We start from the raw sequence: 16,307 nt of genomic DNA on the forward strand, positions 1-16,307 counted from the left end.
GGTTTGAACTGGCTGAATCGACTGTTTGGTACTGACGCCCAGACACCGCAAACCACCGAGCATGACCTGCACCGGGCCGCCGCAGCGCTACTACTGGAAGTGGCCCGTACCGACGGCAGGGTCGACGCTGAGGAAAGTGCACGCCTGGTAGAGGCAGTGCAAAGCCGCTGGCAACTGGACCCGGCGGAAATGAACGACATCCTTGGCGAGCTGGAAACCCGTGTAGATCAGGCCACAGACCTGTTTGAATTCACCCTGCCCCTGCGAGAACACTGGGACCCGGAAACCCGTGTTGCCCTGGTAGAAGACATGTGGGCCATGGCCGCCGCCGACGGCCACGTAGACGTCCACGAAGAACACCTCATCCGCCGCGTCAGCGACCTGCTTTATGTGTCCCATGGGGACTATATTCGGGCGAAGATGAAGGCAGTGAACAGTTAACAGTGAAGAGTGAACAGCTGCGCGAGCAATGTTTGTCTTGATCTGTAAGCCATGAGGCCGCGTCCAGTTTTTGGGCGCGGCCTCATACGTTAAAAGCCTGACGGCGCCAACCGCACACTGTTAACTGTTAACTCGACCTACCAGCCATCTTCCTCATACTCACTTTCCAGCTCCAAGTCCCGTTGTTCGATATCCGGGAAACGCAGGGAGGGTCGGTCGCCGGATTCGAAGCGGCGGCGCTGCAGGTAGGCGTTGCGGATGAAGGTGTAACGGTCACCGACAATGTTGCGTTCGAGGTCCAGCAAATCGGCTCGAAGATCGACCACATAGACAGCGGTGAAACTGTGCCGGGTGAGGTCATGCTCGATATAGTGACGCAGACGCATATAGTCTTCGGGGAAGATCGCCGCCGCATCCCGGCCAGTGGAGGGCCCCCAGAAGGGCAACACCAGATAGGGGCCTTCAGGCATGCCCCAGCGAGCAAACGTCAGCCCCAGATCCGTATCGTGCTTGCGCAGGTTTACCTTGCTGGCCACATCGAACAGGCCACCAATACCGAGGGTACTATTGACGGCGAAACGGCCCCAGTTCTGGCCGACATGATTCCAGCGCCATTGCAGCACGCTATTAAGACCGCTGCGAAAATCGCGCAGATTCTCGTAAAAGCGGGTGATGGTATCGTCCATCCATTGCGGGGTAACTTTCTGGTACCCCTTTGCAACGGGCTTCAAACCGTAGGTATCGAGAAACTCGTTAAACGCAAATACCTTGCGGTTCACGTTCTCCCAAGGGTCCGCGTACTGGTTCTGCCCCGCCGGCGCGTCAAACGCCGTGGTAGCCTCACCCCAGTCGTCGTCTTCTTCCGCTGTCACCAGCAATGGCAGGCTCAGCAGTATTGTCAGTAGCAGGTAGCGCACAAACACCCCGGTGACCGGAGGCGCTGCCATCCGGCGATGGATTCAAACGCAGCATTATAGCGGCCCTGTCTACCCCGGGAACAGGGAAACCCGCCCGGGGTTACGCAACTCTGACAGGTTTTACACATTCGCTCCGGGAGCCAACCGGCGCTCTATCAAGTAATCCACACTCAGAAATCGGCCTGCGCCCTGGAAGAACAGTACCAGCAGCATAATGAAATAGGTCATGGCGAACTCTATGCCATTGTTCAAAATCACCAGACTGCCCTTCTCTGTGAGCCATGCATAATTGCCATTTTCCCTGAGAATTTCCTTGGCGCGGCTTAATCGTTTCCCCACCTCTTCGCTGTTCTCAAGACTGGCATGTGCGGCGGGAATGCCTAGCTTCGCCAGCGGCAAGGCCGTGCTGGTGGCGGGGTTAGCCGGTGCGATAGCAAACCAGCCATGCGGCCAATGCACTGTGGCCATCGCCACTATCATCGTGAACATGAGCGGGATGGAAACGTAGCGGGTAAACAGGCCAATCAACAGCAATACGCCGCCCACCAGCTCCGTAGCCGTGGCCAGGAACGCCAGCAACGCAGGAAAGGGCAATCCCAATCCCCAATCCGGGTTACCAAACCAGGCCACAGTGCTCTCGAAACTCATCGCCTTGTTATACCCGGCACTGATCATTACCGGTGCCAGGAATAAACGCAGTGCCAACGGAGCAAGAAAGTCAGCTACACGCGTAGTATTCAGGGTCTGATGGATCTTGTTCATCAAGGCAAGCATAGGGACTCTCCGTCAGAGCAAATGCCGTTGCTGGAGCCATATTCGTACAGGTATTCGACTCACAGAAAGTCGGCAAATCGCCCTTCAACAGGGTCCTGAGAAAAGGCTGCCGGACTCAACTAACAGCGTTTAAGTGTTGTCCCTATAAGGATGTCGCGCTCACGCATTTGTTGCAGAATACCGCGAGAAAATTCTGCCAGCTTGTCTTCGTCAAACTGCATTTCCCCCGCCAGCAGTCCCACCACCTCAGCCCCCGTGAGAGCAGGATTCTCATCAATGAGCTGCAACAATCTTGCCGTTGGTGCATTGATCTCCATGAAGCGCACCTGATCATCGCGATTGCGGTAAACCAGCAACCAGACGGGTTGTGGTAACGGGGCATCAGGCTGAAAATCCACACAGATCTCATGCACAGGAAAATGATAGGACAGCACCGCATGGAGCGGGCTCAGTTGCGGAATCGCCCGCAGCAAGTCGCCTTCGGGATGAAACCCTGCCTCGGGAAACGTCTCTGTCGACGCATCCAATACCAGTTCCATCCACTCGTAATGGGCAAGCTCCAGAAGGAAAGGGGGATCCCCTTCTTCAGCGCCCTCCCCTGTGGCCAGATAACCGACAAACTCCTGGGGTATTTCAACAAAATACGGTGTCTGACAGGCATGAAACTCAAAGAAGCCCCGCACCAGTCGCTGCCATCTCTCGGCGTCCAGTAATGAAAATAACACCGGAAAGCCCTGCTCGATAAAGCCGTTTACATTGTTGAAAAACAGATTCCGGTAGATCTCCAACCGGCGCTCTTCGATTCCTTGCGGTGCAGGCCGCGTGTCAGGGTTTCGCAGGTGGCCGGCAAACGCACGCTGCAAGCGCTGAAAGTCTGCCTCACTCATCCCAGTTTGCGCTCCCGGGAGGCGTGCGCTTGCTGATAACGGGCAATCTCTTTCAACTCGCCAAACAGCTCGTCTTCACCTGGAAAATTGAAGTCCCTCTCCAGCAGGGTCGGCAGGACGCCAAACTCACGGTAGGCATGCTGCAGTAGCTCCCACACCGGATCGATAACCGCCGCACCATGGGTATCCACTTTCAGGTCTTCCGCTTCATCGAAGTGCCCTGCGATATGCACGTAACAGATTCGCTCGCCGGGCAAACCGCTAATGAATTCCTTCGGGTCATAACCATGGTTAATGCTATTCACGTAGGCGTTGTTCACATCCAGCAGCAGCTCGCAGTCCGCTTCTTCCAGCACCGCGTTCACGAACTCCAGCTCTGACATCTGTGAACCCGGTGCCGCATAGTAACTGACATGTTCGATCCCGATGGGCTGCTCAAGAAAGTCCTGAACCTGCCGCACGCGGCCGGCCACATAGTGCACGGCCTCTTCCGTAAAGGGGATTGGCATCAGATCGTAAAGGTGGCCATGGTCGCTGCAATAACTCAGATGCTCGGTATAGCGGCGAATGTCGTGTTCGCGAAGAAAGGTCTTGATGGAGGACAGCAGGTCAAAATCCAGCGGTTCAGGCCCGCCAAGAGACAGACTCAGACCATGGGTCACAAACGGAAATCGCTCGGTAAACTTGCGGAATTCCTTGCCCAGGCGACCGCCCATGGGAATCCAGTTTTCCGGCGCCACTTCCATGAAATCAAACGGTGGCGATTTGGCTTGGGAAAGCGGGCCCATCAGGGCCCGCCGAAGACCCAGGCCCACGCCGGACACTGGTGTCTTGTGGTTTATCATCATGCAGCCTTACGCATCACCGCCGCACTTGCCTTCACCACATTTCCCTTCTCCGCCTTTGTCTTCACCGCACTTGCCTTCGCCGCCTTTCTCACCGCAGCTGCCTTCGCCTTTCTTGTCGCCGCATTTGCCTTCGCCACACTTACCTTCAGCGTGGCCAGCCAGCTGGTAACCCGCTTGCAGGTCAGAGGCAGCAAAGGGATTTTCAGCCGCATTGGCGGTTACCGGTACCGCCATGGCGGTAGCGACGACAGCAGCGCCTACGGTGGCGGCGAGGGGGTTCAGTTTGGTCAGCTTAGCCATGTTGAGTCTCCATACGTCATTATTGGGTGTCCAAAACCGTCACTGCATACACCGTCTCATGGCATAGGCAAAACGGTTCAGGCAACCACGTTATTCGCGTAGCGCCTGTATCAGACAATATAGAGATGCGGGTGTGAGGTAAACGTTACGAAAGGAGAAGAAAAAACCTTGGTCAGGCGTCAGAAGTCGGACGTGACGGTACCTGCAGGCAGCAGGAGGTCAAGCGTCCGACGTCAGACAGCATGGGCATTATTTGACCCGGTTCACAATCACACTGCCAATGGAGTAACCGGCACCAAAGGAACAGATAACACCGTGGCTACCCGCAGGCAGGTCTCCATTGTATTTGTGGAAGGCAATAATGGAGCCAGCGGAACTGGTGTTGGCGTAATCATCAAGAATGACCGGGGCCTCTTCACGGGTGGCGGGACGCCCCAGCACGCGTTTGGAGATCAGTTCATTCATGCTCAGATTCGCCTGGTGCAGCCACATGCGATTGACGCTATCTACCGCAATATCTGTGTCCGCCAGGTGTGAGGTAATCTGTTCAGCCACCATGGGGCAGACTTCCTTGAAGACCTTGCGGCCTTCCTGACGGAACAGCTTGTCCCGGGCCCCGACTCCACTCTCGTCCGCACGGTTGAGAAAACCGAAATTGTTGCGAATGTTGCTGGAGAACTTGGTCTGAAGGCGGGTACCGAGCACTTCCCATTGGTTGTCGGAGGTCGCGTCTTCCTTACGCTCCAGAATCACGGCCGTGGCCACATCACCAAAGATAAAATGGCAATCACGGTCTTCCCAGGCCAGATGTGCAGAGCAGATTTCCGGGTTTACCATCAGCACACGGCGAGCACTACCATTACGAATGGCATCAACACCGGCCTGAATGCCGAAGGTAGCACTGGAGCAGGCCACATTCATGTCATAGCCCCAGCCGTGCTCCATGCCGAGCGCATCCTGAACTTCCACGGCCATGGCCGGATACGGGCGCTGCATGTTGGAACAGGCCACCAGCACCGCGTCCAGGTCGTTGGCGGTAAGGTTGGCATTATCCAGCGCCTGTTTGGCCGCGTTTACCGCAATTTCGGCCTGCAGTGAAAGCTCATCGTCAGCACGTTCAGGGATACTGGGTGCCAGGCGTTCCGGATCCAGCACGCCACTTTTGTTGATGACATAACGCTGCTTGATACCGGAGGCTTTCTCGATAAAGGCAGAGTTGGACGGATCCAGTGCCGTCACCTCGCCAGCCGCAATGGCATCAGCGTTGTCCGCATTGAAACGCTCGACATACTGATTGAAGGACGCCACCAATTCATCATTGGTGATGGTCTGCTCCGGTGTCCACAGGCCGGTCCCGGAAATCACAACAGAATAGCTCACAAGCGAGTCCTCGCACTCGAAGAGGAAGGCCGCCGCCTCCCCCCGGAAAATTGGGAATGGGTCGATTATCCGGATTCAGGGCCGTGGGCGCAAAGGCCGGTTCCGCCATTTACCCCACGGATAAAGTCAACATTCTTCCCATTGTTTGTTGAGTCGCTTCGCAGAAACCGGAACCTGCGTACCAAGCTGTTGGGCAAACACGCTGACCCGGTACTCCTGCAGCATCCAGAAAAAGTGCTGAAGCGGGGGGGCCTGCTGCCATAATGGCGCCCCGGCAGCACGGGTCCGGTACTGTTTGCGGTATGCCTCCAGCTCCGCCGTCACAGTGCGATCCTTGCCAATCTGCCCACCCAGCTTGTCCAGCCGATGCGCGATGCCTGCCAGATAGCGAGGGTACTCCTGCAGACTCTCCCAGGGCACCTCCAACAGGAATGCGTCGCCAAACAGTTCCGCAAACTGATCCTTGAGGTCCCGGTGAGCATGGGCCCAGGCCAGCGGAAAGTTTTTCTCAAGCTTGCCCATCAGTTGGCGGTACTGATCGAACACCTGACCGATGCCGGCCAACTGTTCACTGGCCCAGGGCACGAAATCCCCTCGGTGGGCATCCAGCCGGGCCTTGAACGCGGCCTCATCACGCACCGGTGCATCAAGGCGAAAATGCTCAGCCAGCAATCGCGACAGCGCATGGTCCAGCGCATGACGTGCCATCGCGCCTTTTTCGCTCTTGAGTTTCTGGAACCCTGGCATCTGCGACGCCTGCTTGCGCAGATCGCGAAGCTGAACAGACAACTTGAAGCCCAATAACCGGGCGCAGCCCCAGCGATGGGTCCAGATGGCCAGCGCCGGGTCATCCAGATAACGCAGTGTTACGGTGTCCTTTTCATCCGCCAGGGCGGGATAACGCCGCAGCGTCATCCCGCCAAGCTCCCGCAGGTCGGTTTCCGGCAAGGGGCCAAAGAGCCACTCCTGCCCGGACAAGGGCGGCACCTCGGTTTCTGGCTCGGGAAGCTCCGCCCGGACCCCATCCAGCCGCGCTTTGACCTCGGGCATACTGCGCCCCTGGGCGAGGGTCTTGGCCTTGCCCTCCAGCCTGTCGACCACCCGTACCATCATCCGCAGATGATCAGACAGCCCGTCCACCTGCCATTCTTCCAGTTCGATGCGCACCCCGCTCATGCGTTGCAGCTCGCGCGTCATCGCCGGCAACAGGGGCTCATCCGGCGTCAGGGTGTCCATCAGGGCTGCCACATAATCGGGCACGGGCACAAAATGGCGACGGCGAGACTTGGGCAAGGCACGAATCAGGGCTTCCAGCTTTTCCTTGAGCAACCCGGGCACCAACCAGTCGAGCCGCGCCTCCGGCACCTGATTGAGCACCGCCAGAGGCACCACCAGTGACACCCCATCGCGGTCCCCGGTGGGGTCGAAGCTGTATTCCAGAGGCAGCGAAATCTCCCCCAGAGCCAGGACATCGGGGAACTGACCGTCGGCCAGATCCGGGCTGCGTGACAGCAGGAAGTCCTCATCCATCAGCAGCGCTTGCTTCTGTTGATCGCTGGCCTTTTTGTTGTACCAGCTCATCAGCCCGGCGACGGTATTGACCGTATCGGGTAAGCGCTCGTCGTAGAACGCCACACGGGCCTCTTCGTCCACCAGGATGTCACGGCGGCGTAGCTTGTGCTCCATGGCTTCCAGGGCCTGGTAAGACTCTCGGTTGGCACGCACGAACGGCGGCTCCCGGGTCAGCTGCCCCATGACCAACCCCTCACGAATCAGTAACTCACGGGACTCCTGTGGCTGGATCGGCCCGTAGTTCACCCGGCGACCACTGGCCAGAATCAGACCGAACAGATTGACCTGTTCCTTGGCCATGGCACAGCCGCGTTTCTTCGACCAATGGGGTTCGAAATACTGGCGTTTAATGAGATGTGCCGCAGCGGCCTCTACCCATTCCGGTTCAACCCGCGCGACCGTGCGGCCGAATAACCGACTGGTTTCTACCTGTTCTGCCGCCATCAGCCAGCGAGCCTTGGTTTTTGACAGGCTGGAGCCCGGCCATACCAGAGGTTTACGGTTACGGGTAGAGAGCCACTCGCCCTCTTCCGTTCGCTGCATCACGTTGGACACCAGCCCGCTCAACAGTGCCTGATGCAGTGGCCCATAGATCCCGTCGTCTACACCAGAGTCATTGTCAGTCGCCTTGTTCAGCTCCCAGCCCTGCTCCTTGCAAAGCAACAACAGCTGGCGGTGAGTGTCGCGCCATTCCCGCATGCGGGTGGGCGACAGAAAATGCTTCTTCAGCAGCTTTTCATACTGATTGCGGCTCAGCGCCTCACGCTGCTGTTCAGCCCAGTGCCACAATTTCACGTAGAACAGGAAATCCGACTGCTTGTCGGTAAACGGCTGATGCGCTTGGTCAGCTTGCTGCTGCTTGTCATGCGGGCGCTCACGCGGGTCCTGTGCCCCCAGTGCGGATACCACGATCAACGCTTCGCGCAGCACCTTGCGATCCGCAGCCGCGACCAGCATCCGGCCAAGGGTTGGGTCCAGCGGGAAACGGGCAAGTTGCCGCCCCAGCGGGGTCAGGGACTGCTGCGGGGTGAGCGCGCCCAACTCATCCAGCATGCGGTAACCGTCACGGATAAGGCGGCCATCCGGTGGCTCGATAAAAGGAAAGTCTTCTACCTTGCCCAGCCGCAGATCCGCCATCTGCAAAATCACCGCAGCCAGATTGGTCCGCTGGATTTCAGGATCGGTAAATTCAGGACGGCCAACGAAGTCTTCTTCGCTATAAAGCCGGAAGCAGATACCCGGCATGATTCGCCCACTGCGCCCTGCCCGCTGGTTGGCGCTGGCTTGGCTTACCGGTTCCACCGGCAACCGCTGCACCTTGGAATGTACGCTGTAACGGCTGATGCGTGCTGTGCCGGCATCAATCACATAACGAATGCCCGGCACCGTCAGGGAGGTTTCCGCCACATTGGTACTCAGCACCACCCGGCGCCCCCGATGAGCGCTGAAAATACGGTGTTGCTCTGCCTGGCTCAGGCGGGCATACAACGGCAGTATTTCGGTATCCCTGAACTCGCAATGTTTCAGATGATGGTGCACATCGCGAATATCACGCTCACCGGCGAGGAACACCAGCACATCACGGGCCAGGGGTAGCCCCTGTTGCCGCTCTTCACGCTGGATCTCCTGCAAAACCTCTTCCACCTGCCGGGACAGTTCCTGCCCGTCGCCGGGGGGCCGGTAACGCATCTCTACCGGATACGTCCGTCCAGACACTTCCAGAACCGGTGCCCCCGCGAAATGCTCGGCAAAGCGGGCATGGTCGATGGTGGCGGAGGTGATGATCACCTTCAGGTCCGGACGACGGGGCAGCAATTGTTTTAAGTAACCGAGAAGGAAATCGATATTGAGGCTGCGTTCGTGAGCCTCATCAATGATCAACGTGTCGTACTGGTTGAGGAAACGGTCCTGCTGAATCTCGTTGAGCAGCATACCGTCGGTGAGCACCTTGATCAGGCTGGTGTCACTGACTTGCTCGGCAAAACGGACCTTGAACCCCACCGTGGAGCCCAGAGGGGATTTCAACTCTTCAGCGACCCGGCTGGCCACCGCACGGGCGGCAAGACGTCGTGGCTGGGTATGCCCGATGGTGCCCTCTACCCCCCTGCCCAATTCCAGACAAATCTTGGGCAGCTGGGTGGTTTTCCCGGAACCGGTTTCCCCGGCAATCACCACCACCTGATTATCACGAATCGCCGCCTTGATCTCTTCCCGGCTCGCCACCACCGGCAGGTCTGGCCATTCGAGAACAGGCACGGCGGCCAACCGCTGTTCACGGTTGGCAACAGACGCCGCCATCGCCAGCGCGACATTATCCACCGCCTTGGCACTGCGCTTTTCCACCGGCAAACGCGCCAGACCATCGATGCGCTTTTTCAAACGAAAGCGATCGGCCTGGCGGACGGTTTTAAGCTGGGTGTACAACGAGTTCAGAGGCATGAGCGAACAGTGAATAGTTAACAGTTAACAGCGCGCGAACACGCACAGTGATGACAGCACGGCTGCACCCGCGACGTCAGGTTTGGATTCTGATTTGCACTATTCCCTGTTAACTGTTCACTTTTCACTAACATGCAGCCACGCCTTCCCTTTCTCGGTCAGCCCGCCCTTGGCAATGGTCAGGTAGGCGGTGCTCGGTTCGCTGGGGCTCACCTTGACCTGGAAAGTCATCAATTCATCACGGCGGAATGCATGCAATTCCACTGTTTCGCCGGGCAGGAAATTGGCCAGCAAATTATCGATGTTAGCGGCGGTGGCCTGCAGACCATCTACCGCAATGATGATGTCCCCGGCAGACAAACCTGCTGCCATGGCAGCACCCTGCTCGAATGCCACCGCGATCCGCGCGCCGAGCGGGTCTGCCGACAAACGCACCCCCAGATTGGGGATCCCGTCCTTGCCCAGCTTGCCGCCGTTATCGCCATGCCCGGCAGCACTGCGCCAGTGCAATTCCACCCCACGCTCGGCCAGCATTTCAGACAGGGGCAAATCTTCGGTGCTATACAAGGCCTGCTCAAAAAAGCCTGACATATCGCAACCCGCAATATCTTCTGCCAGCGGCTGAATGCCCTGTTCAGGCACACCCTCACCGGTTTTTCCATAGCGCTCCCACAGCAGGCGCATCAGATCATCCAGAGACTTTTTCTCACCGGTGAGGTTTCGCAGGGTCAGGTCCAGCGCCAGTGCCACCAGGGAACCTTTGGTGTAATAACTGACGATGGCGTTGGGCGCATTCTCGTCCTGCTTGTAGAAGCGGGTCCAGGCGTCAAAGCTGGACTCTGTCACTGTCTGCCGGTGACGGCCTTGTCCGCGGTAGACACGGGTCATGGTCTGCCCCAGCAGTTCAAGATAGCTCTGCGGCGAAATCCGTCCTGTGCGCGTGAGTGACAGGTCATCGTAATAGCTGGTGATTCCTTCAAACGCCCACAGTAGTTCGGTGTGCACTTCCTGTGAGAGATCGAACGGGGTAAACGCAGCCGGCTTGATGCGCTTCACGTTCCAGGTATGAAAGTACTCGTGGCTGCACAAACCCAGGTAGTTGCGATAGCCCTCGCGTACCTTGGCCGGATCATCCGTGCGTTTGGGCAGATCGTCCCGGGCACACATCAAGCTGGTGGAATTGCGATGCTCCAGGCCACCATAACCATTGCCCGTAACCAGCGTCATGAACACGTACCGGTCCATGGGCGCCGGCTCGCCGAACATGCGGATATGGTGTTCGCAAATCGGCTTGAGGTCGCGACACAGCCGCGCCATATCAGCATGATGACGCCCGGCAAGCACCACCCAGTGCTGCACGCCGCACGCGTCGAAGCTGGCGTAATCGAACGGCCCCATTTCCACCGGATGATCGATCAGGGCGTCATAGTTATCGGCACGAAAACGGCCAAAGTCCAGTTCGGACCCCGACAATCGCTGTAGCCCGGTCGCTACCTGCCATCCGGCATAGGCATGGCCCTCCGGGGCCTCGATCTCCACTTCGCAAGGCTCATCCTCGTGGCCCATGGGCGCCAAGAACACGCAGGTACCATTGAAATAACCGTGGGTCGTATCGAGATGCGCGCCCCGGACAGACAGGTCCCAAGCGTACACATGATAGTGAATCTGTACGGGTCCCTCGCAGGGAGGCAACTGCCAGGTCTGTTTGTCGACCTTGGCTACCGGCAGGGTTTCGCCCTGGCTGCTGGCTTCAACATGGACCAGGTGACGGGCAAAATCACGGATCATGTAACTGCCAGGAATCCAGGCAGGCATGCTGAATGCCTGCCCCTCAGGCATCGGGTTCGCCACCGTCAGCGTGACTTCGAACAAATGCGCTTGCGGGCGTAGCGGGCGAATCCGGTACTCAATCATGGGGACTCCTGCAGAGGGTTTCACAAACAAAAACCGGGGGCATAGCCCCCGGTTGGTGATGCATGATTCTGGATCAGATCATGTCATCCTTGGCCATGCGGTCGACGACCGCCTTGGCCACACCGGTCGTGCCAGCTTCCAGATCCGCCGGGTTCACCGTGGTGGTCTTGGCCGACCATAATAACTTCTCCGGGTCGAGCTGGTACAGGTTCGACTCCAGGAAGTACTTCTTGTCATTACTGAAATAACCGGGCTCGTATACGGCGCTCTGACGCACGTAGAAAGTCTGGCCCATGGCACCCTGCACTGCGATATCCGGGGCATAGTTCATCCCACCCTGGGTGTAGTGCATTTCTTCTTTCACATCGATCAGGGTCACCACCAAGGCAGATTCATACCCCCGGGCAGCAATGTCTGCGGCCATTTCCTTACGGTCCTTGCCCTTGCCATAGTCCGCACCCAGCACCGGCAGAGAGGCAGTCGCCTCAACCTTGCGCTCCTGAAGGGCCGCAACCAGACGTTCCTCCACTGCCGTACGGATATTCGGCTGATCCACCAGCGCAATCACCAGCACCTTGTTAACGTGATCACCGGGCGCATGGCCCTTGACCCGTGACGAGCTGGTGACATCCGTGTTGTGGGAAGTGACACAGGCGCTGAGTAAAACCGCGCTTACCAGTGTCACAAGGAGGGCTGTTATTCTTGCTATCATATCCATCCTCATTTGATCAGCTTGACCTTGCCATGGCGTTCGCACAGGCTGGCGACGCATCCGGAGAGCATATTATGACCCAAGAACGCCTGCTTCACACCACCAACGACAGCCACACTGTAGCCATTCACTATTGGCCCTCCAACGTGGCCGCGCCCAAGGGGGTGGTAGTCTGGCTTCACGGCATGGCAGAGCACGGCGGACGTTACGGTGCATTTGCGCGCTACCTGAACAATCGGGGCTGGCACCTGTATTGCCCGGATCACCGTGGTCACGGTGAGAGCATCGGCGAGAGTTGCCCCAAAGGCCACTTCAGCGATCGTCACGGGTGGAAAAAGGTGGTCAACGATGCCGCGGATGTCGTTGACCTTGCCCGCGAACGCCACCCAGGCCTGCCTTGTGTGCTCGGCGGTCATAGTATGGGCTCATTCATCGCGTTGGCCGTGGCAGAGACCGACACGGCTGAATCCCTCGCCGGGCTGGTCCTGTGCGGCAGCGACTACCACCCTGCCATGTATTACAACCTGATGCAGCTTCCCATCCAGCTGGCGCGTCTGCGCAACGGTGGCCGAGGCAGCAGCCCGTTGATTCGCAAAATGACATTTGGCGCCTGGGCCGGTCAGGTACCCGAGCCGACAACCGATTTTGACTGGCTCAGTACAGAGCCCACCGAGGTCAACGCCTACATTGAAGACCCGCTTTGCGGTTTTGACTGCAGTACCGAAACCTGGCTACAGCTGGTGCAGGGCCTGCGTCAGGTGCACAGTGTCGCGTCACTCTCTGAGCTCCCTGAAGCCCTGCCGGTGCTGCTGCTCGGCGGGGAAGCCGACCCCATGAGTAATATGGGCAAGGGGATGATGGCGTTGGAAAATGTGTTGCACGCCATGGAGCAACCGGTAAAAGCGCACTTCTGGCCCGAAGGCCGGCATGAGATTCTCAATGACCAGTGCCGCGATGACGTTCATCAGGCGGTCGGAGAATGGCTGGAGCGTCTGGAAGGGCTGGGAAGCTGAACCTTTCCTGCGGAAAGCCGGAATTCGGCTAGCACGATAATAAAAAAACGGGCCAGATGGCCCGTTTTTCATGACATCGGAACGCTTAACCGAACAAGCTGTTCTTGATGTCCTTCAGACCCGCGACCGTGCTGTCCCAGGTCTTTTCCACGCTGTCTTTCACATCTTCCCAGCGAGCATTGCTGTCGTTGCGCACTTCATCCAAACGGGATTGCAGCTCTTGGCGCTTCTCTTTCAGCTCCAGCTTGCGGCTTTCCCACTGGTGGCGCACATCTTCGCTGGCCTTGTCAGCCTTCACCTGCAGTTTATCGAACTCGTTATCCAGTTCGTCCAGCTTGCCTTTCACTTTTTCGATGAAAGTATTGCGATCCATCACAAACTCCTTTCAATGAATGGGTACCCCTAAGCATGGGGGGCATCCGCGGCATTTCCATGGCCGCAATGTAAAATCACTGTGAAACTGCTGGCTCCCCCTGAGTGGGATCCAGCACCGCCACGTAACCCAGGTAGCGGTTCTTGATCTGGCGGACATATTTCACTGGCTCCGCGCCTCTTACATACCCATAGCGTGCTTGCCGGGCATATTGCGGTTTGGAGAGCAACAACATCGCGTCTTCGGTATGGCCAAACCACTTGTCAGGGTCTTTACCGATACGCTGGGCGAGCCGACGCGCATCCTCGACGTGCCCGTGGCCCGCATTGTACGCCGCCAGAGTGAAGTACAATTTTTCTGCCAGGTCCAGGCGCGCGGGGAAACGCTGCTCAAGCCAGTCCAGGTACGCAAGCCCTGCCCCAACGCCGTTCTCAGGTTTGGTCAAATTGCTATAACCAAACTGGCGACCGGTACGCGGCATGACTTGCAGCAGCCCCTGTGCACCAGCGAACGAACGGGCATTGGGATTAAAGTGACTCTCCTGATACATCTGCGAGGTAATCAGCCGCCAATCCAGGCCATACTTCAGGGACTCTGTTTTCACCAGCTCATCATAGGGTGAGATATCACGCCCTGCCTCCACGCGGTATTCCTGATGAACCTGGATCGTTTTCTTTTCCTTGAAGTATCGGTTGTACGTTACGTTGTAGAAGAGCCCCCGGTAATTTTTTCGAATATAGCTGTTCAAGGCTTTGCGCAGCGCATTCTGCTCCTGCCGTAATCCCCAGGCGATCTGCTTGGCCGGCTCGAATTGGTACAACACCGCAATATCATCACGGTAAGTGGCTTCCATGGCCGCCAGATGGCTGTCTGCCATAGTCAGGGCATAATCACCGTTAGCCACCGCGTTGATCAGCATCTCTGTGCTGGCCCCGTCCACTTCTTCAATGGTCAGCGCCAGCCCACCTTCGCGTAACGCTTTCAGGGTGTCGTAATAAGCCGTTTCTGGATTCACCGCAATGGTCCGTCCGGCCAGCTGATCCAGACTGGTCAGCGGCTCCTGCCCTGCCGGACCAATAAGCTGCTCATTAATGTCGAGATAGCGCTCGGAAAAAACCCACCCGGCCTCTTGTCGCTCCGGTGTCACTGTCATGGAAGCCGCAATCACATCGCCCTGCCCTGCCTGCAAAGCATCAAACATGGCAGAGGGGGTATCACGCACCACCACACTCAAGCGCAACTTGTGCTGCTTGGCGAAGTTTTTCATCAGGTCGTAATCAAAGCCCATCAACTCCCCCCGCCACATGAAATAACTGGCCGGGTTGTTGGAGGTGATAACCCTTAATACACCGTGCTTGCGAATCGCCTCCCAATCACGGGTTTCAGGTTCTGCCACGGAGCTGGTGACCCGTTCACTGGTAATGTACTGGTTGATTTCCGCCAGCAACTGCTCGCTGGAAGGGCGTACGGCCCAGGCGATTCTGCGCTTTCGATTGACCACCGGCCCTGCGACCACGTCACCCTCCTCGGTGAGCAGGATATCCAGCATGTTGCTGTCGATAATCGTAGAGGCAAGCTCACCCGACTCTACCGCCTGTACCAGCTCTTCATCCGACAGATTGCTGTCAACGACTTCTACCTGAACATGCGCATGCCGCTTGGCCAGTTTTTCGGCCGTTTCCTGGTAGGCACTGCCCTCCGGAACGGAAATGACCAGTGACTCCATCTCAGCAATGGTCTGGTCGCTACGATCAGCCGGTAGCACCAGTTTTTCCTGAACGGCGTTGATTGGCGTCGAGAACGACAGCGTCTTTTGACGTGCCTTGGTGACCGAGTAATTGGTCACAATGATATCGGCCTCGCCGGCGTTCAGCAGAGAACCCAGCTCACCAAAGTTATCGGCGTAGACCCATCGGGGCTTCAGACCCAGGTAGCGGACAAAGGCCTCTGCCTGTACCTGATATTCACTGGCAGGAATCCCGTCGCGGGGCAGCCCGGCCGGGTCGTCGAAACGCGGGGCCAGCAGGCGGATAAAGCCCCGCTCTTGCAAGGCATCCAGGTCGCCGGTTTCCTGATAGTTTTCAAAGCTGGCCACCGCCTCGCCCACCTCGGGCTCTCCTGCATCGCAGGCCACCAACAGCATGGCACACAGCCACAGGCAACATTGCAGAACCGTACGCATGACTCCCCCGTTATGACGTGTTCTTTGCCCTTAGGGTACCGTCTGTGACTGCAAGCGCAAAAGGGAAACGACAAAGCCCACGGGGAGCACGACAAAAGCGTGGGGTATCGCGGTCGAACCACCGCTCCCACTGGTCAACCGCTTTAGAGTGACAGAATCGCTTGAAAGCTAGCCTCCCCCAGGGGAAAAGTTCCCACTACCGCAGGCCAGCCAAACTGTGGGAGCGGTGATTCCACCGCGAATAATAGGCCAGGTAAATAAACCATAAAAAAGGTTCATCACGGGTTTGCGGGAAAAGCCTGATTTGATCCTCCCATCTATCCGTAGGAGCGTCGGTTATTCGCTCCGCTCACCCTTCGGGCCGCCCTGCGGGCGTTCCTTCGCTACGCTCGGTGGCGGCGCGATTCCAGACCAGGATCAAAAACGTTTCCGCCACAGAGATCACGGAGATCACTGAGGCAAGCCATTGTTTTGACTCAGTGAACGCTATGTCCTCTGTGGTTAATCTGCCTTTAACAACGCTGGCTATCGCGCCGCCAGCGACGCTTGTATGTT

At 57.7% G+C, this 16,307-nt stretch carries 14 protein-coding genes; 2 read left to right on the forward strand and 12 right to left on the reverse strand.

Annotation, left to right across the window (positions count from 1 at the left end; translation table 11 throughout):
- Window positions 1-3: 3 nt before the first annotated feature.
- The gene (locus tag A15D_RS05090) at window positions 4-441 is read left to right on the forward strand and encodes a TerB family tellurite resistance protein (RefSeq protein WP_102791027.1); all 438 of its coding nucleotides are present in this window, start codon (window positions 4-6) and stop codon (window positions 439-441) included.
- Between the two features lie 137 nt (window positions 442-578).
- On the opposite strand, the gene A15D_RS05095 is transcribed toward A15D_RS05090, so the two are convergent.
- The 9 genes from A15D_RS05095 to A15D_RS05135 form a co-directional block, all read right to left on the reverse strand.
- Entirely contained in the window at window positions 579-1,388 is an 810-nt protein-coding gene (locus tag A15D_RS05095) for a VacJ family lipoprotein (protein ID WP_102791028.1), read from the reverse strand.
- A 90-nt stretch (window positions 1,389-1,478) separates the two neighbouring features.
- Entirely contained in the window at window positions 1,479-2,132 is a 654-nt protein-coding gene (locus tag A15D_RS05100; RefSeq protein WP_102791029.1) for a DoxX family protein, read from the reverse strand.
- Between the two features lie 119 nt (window positions 2,133-2,251).
- Window positions 2,252-3,019 (reverse strand): DUF2063 domain-containing protein, encoded by a 768-nt coding sequence (locus A15D_RS05105; protein ID WP_102791030.1) that lies wholly within the window; start codon window positions 3,017-3,019, stop codon window positions 2,252-2,254.
- Window positions 3,016-3,864, reverse strand: a complete 849-nt coding sequence (locus tag A15D_RS05110) for a DUF692 domain-containing protein (RefSeq protein WP_102791031.1) — start codon at window positions 3,862-3,864, stop codon at window positions 3,016-3,018. Before A15D_RS05110 ends, A15D_RS05105 begins: the two co-directional genes overlap by 4 nt.
- A 9-nt stretch (window positions 3,865-3,873) precedes the next feature.
- Window positions 3,874-4,167, reverse strand: a complete 294-nt coding sequence (locus A15D_RS05115) for a hypothetical protein (protein WP_102791032.1) — start codon at window positions 4,165-4,167, stop codon at window positions 3,874-3,876.
- 249 nt (window positions 4,168-4,416) lie between these two features.
- Window positions 4,417-5,547: a beta-ketoacyl-ACP synthase III gene (locus tag A15D_RS05120; RefSeq protein WP_102791033.1), complete on the reverse strand. Its 1,131-nt coding sequence runs from the start codon at window positions 5,545-5,547 to the stop codon at window positions 4,417-4,419.
- 126 nt (window positions 5,548-5,673) lie between these two features.
- Window positions 5,674-9,558 carry an ATP-dependent RNA helicase HrpA gene (hrpA, locus tag A15D_RS05125; protein WP_102791034.1) on the reverse strand — a complete coding sequence of 1,295 codons (3,885 nt, stop codon included), beginning with the start codon at window positions 9,556-9,558 and terminating at the stop codon, window positions 5,674-5,676.
- A gap of 117 nt (window positions 9,559-9,675) precedes the next feature.
- Window positions 9,676-11,472 (reverse strand): M61 family metallopeptidase, encoded by a 1,797-nt coding sequence (locus A15D_RS05130; protein WP_102791035.1) that lies wholly within the window; start codon window positions 11,470-11,472, stop codon window positions 9,676-9,678.
- Between the two features lie 73 nt (window positions 11,473-11,545).
- Entirely contained in the window at window positions 11,546-12,157 is a 612-nt protein-coding gene (locus A15D_RS05135) for a hypothetical protein (RefSeq protein WP_102791036.1), read from the reverse strand.
- A 101-nt stretch (window positions 12,158-12,258) separates the two neighbouring features.
- Between A15D_RS05135 and A15D_RS05140 the strand changes: the two genes are divergently transcribed.
- Window positions 12,259-13,197, forward strand: coding sequence for an alpha/beta hydrolase (locus tag A15D_RS05140; RefSeq protein WP_102791037.1), 939 nt, complete (start codon window positions 12,259-12,261; stop codon window positions 13,195-13,197).
- Between the two features lie 85 nt (window positions 13,198-13,282).
- Here A15D_RS05140 and A15D_RS05145 read toward each other — a convergent pair whose 3' ends face one another.
- From A15D_RS05145 to A15D_RS17335, 3 genes are all read right to left on the reverse strand, one after another.
- Window positions 13,283-13,570, reverse strand: a complete 288-nt coding sequence (locus A15D_RS05145; RefSeq protein WP_102791038.1) for a hypothetical protein — start codon at window positions 13,568-13,570, stop codon at window positions 13,283-13,285.
- Between the two features lie 76 nt (window positions 13,571-13,646).
- On the reverse strand, window positions 13,647-15,752 hold the full coding sequence (locus A15D_RS05150; protein WP_233192084.1) for a transporter substrate-binding domain-containing protein: 2,106 nt from the start codon (window positions 15,750-15,752) through the stop codon (window positions 13,647-13,649).
- Window positions 15,753-16,101: 349 nt separating this feature from the next.
- The coding region (locus A15D_RS17335) for a hypothetical protein (RefSeq protein WP_233192086.1) at window positions 16,102-16,307 on the reverse strand (206 nt) is incomplete at its 5' end.

Origin of the sequence: Alcanivorax sp. MD8A, assembly GCF_002888555.1 — a bacterium.
In the GTDB taxonomy this organism is placed as follows: domain Bacteria; phylum Pseudomonadota; class Gammaproteobacteria; order Pseudomonadales; family Alcanivoracaceae; genus Alcanivorax.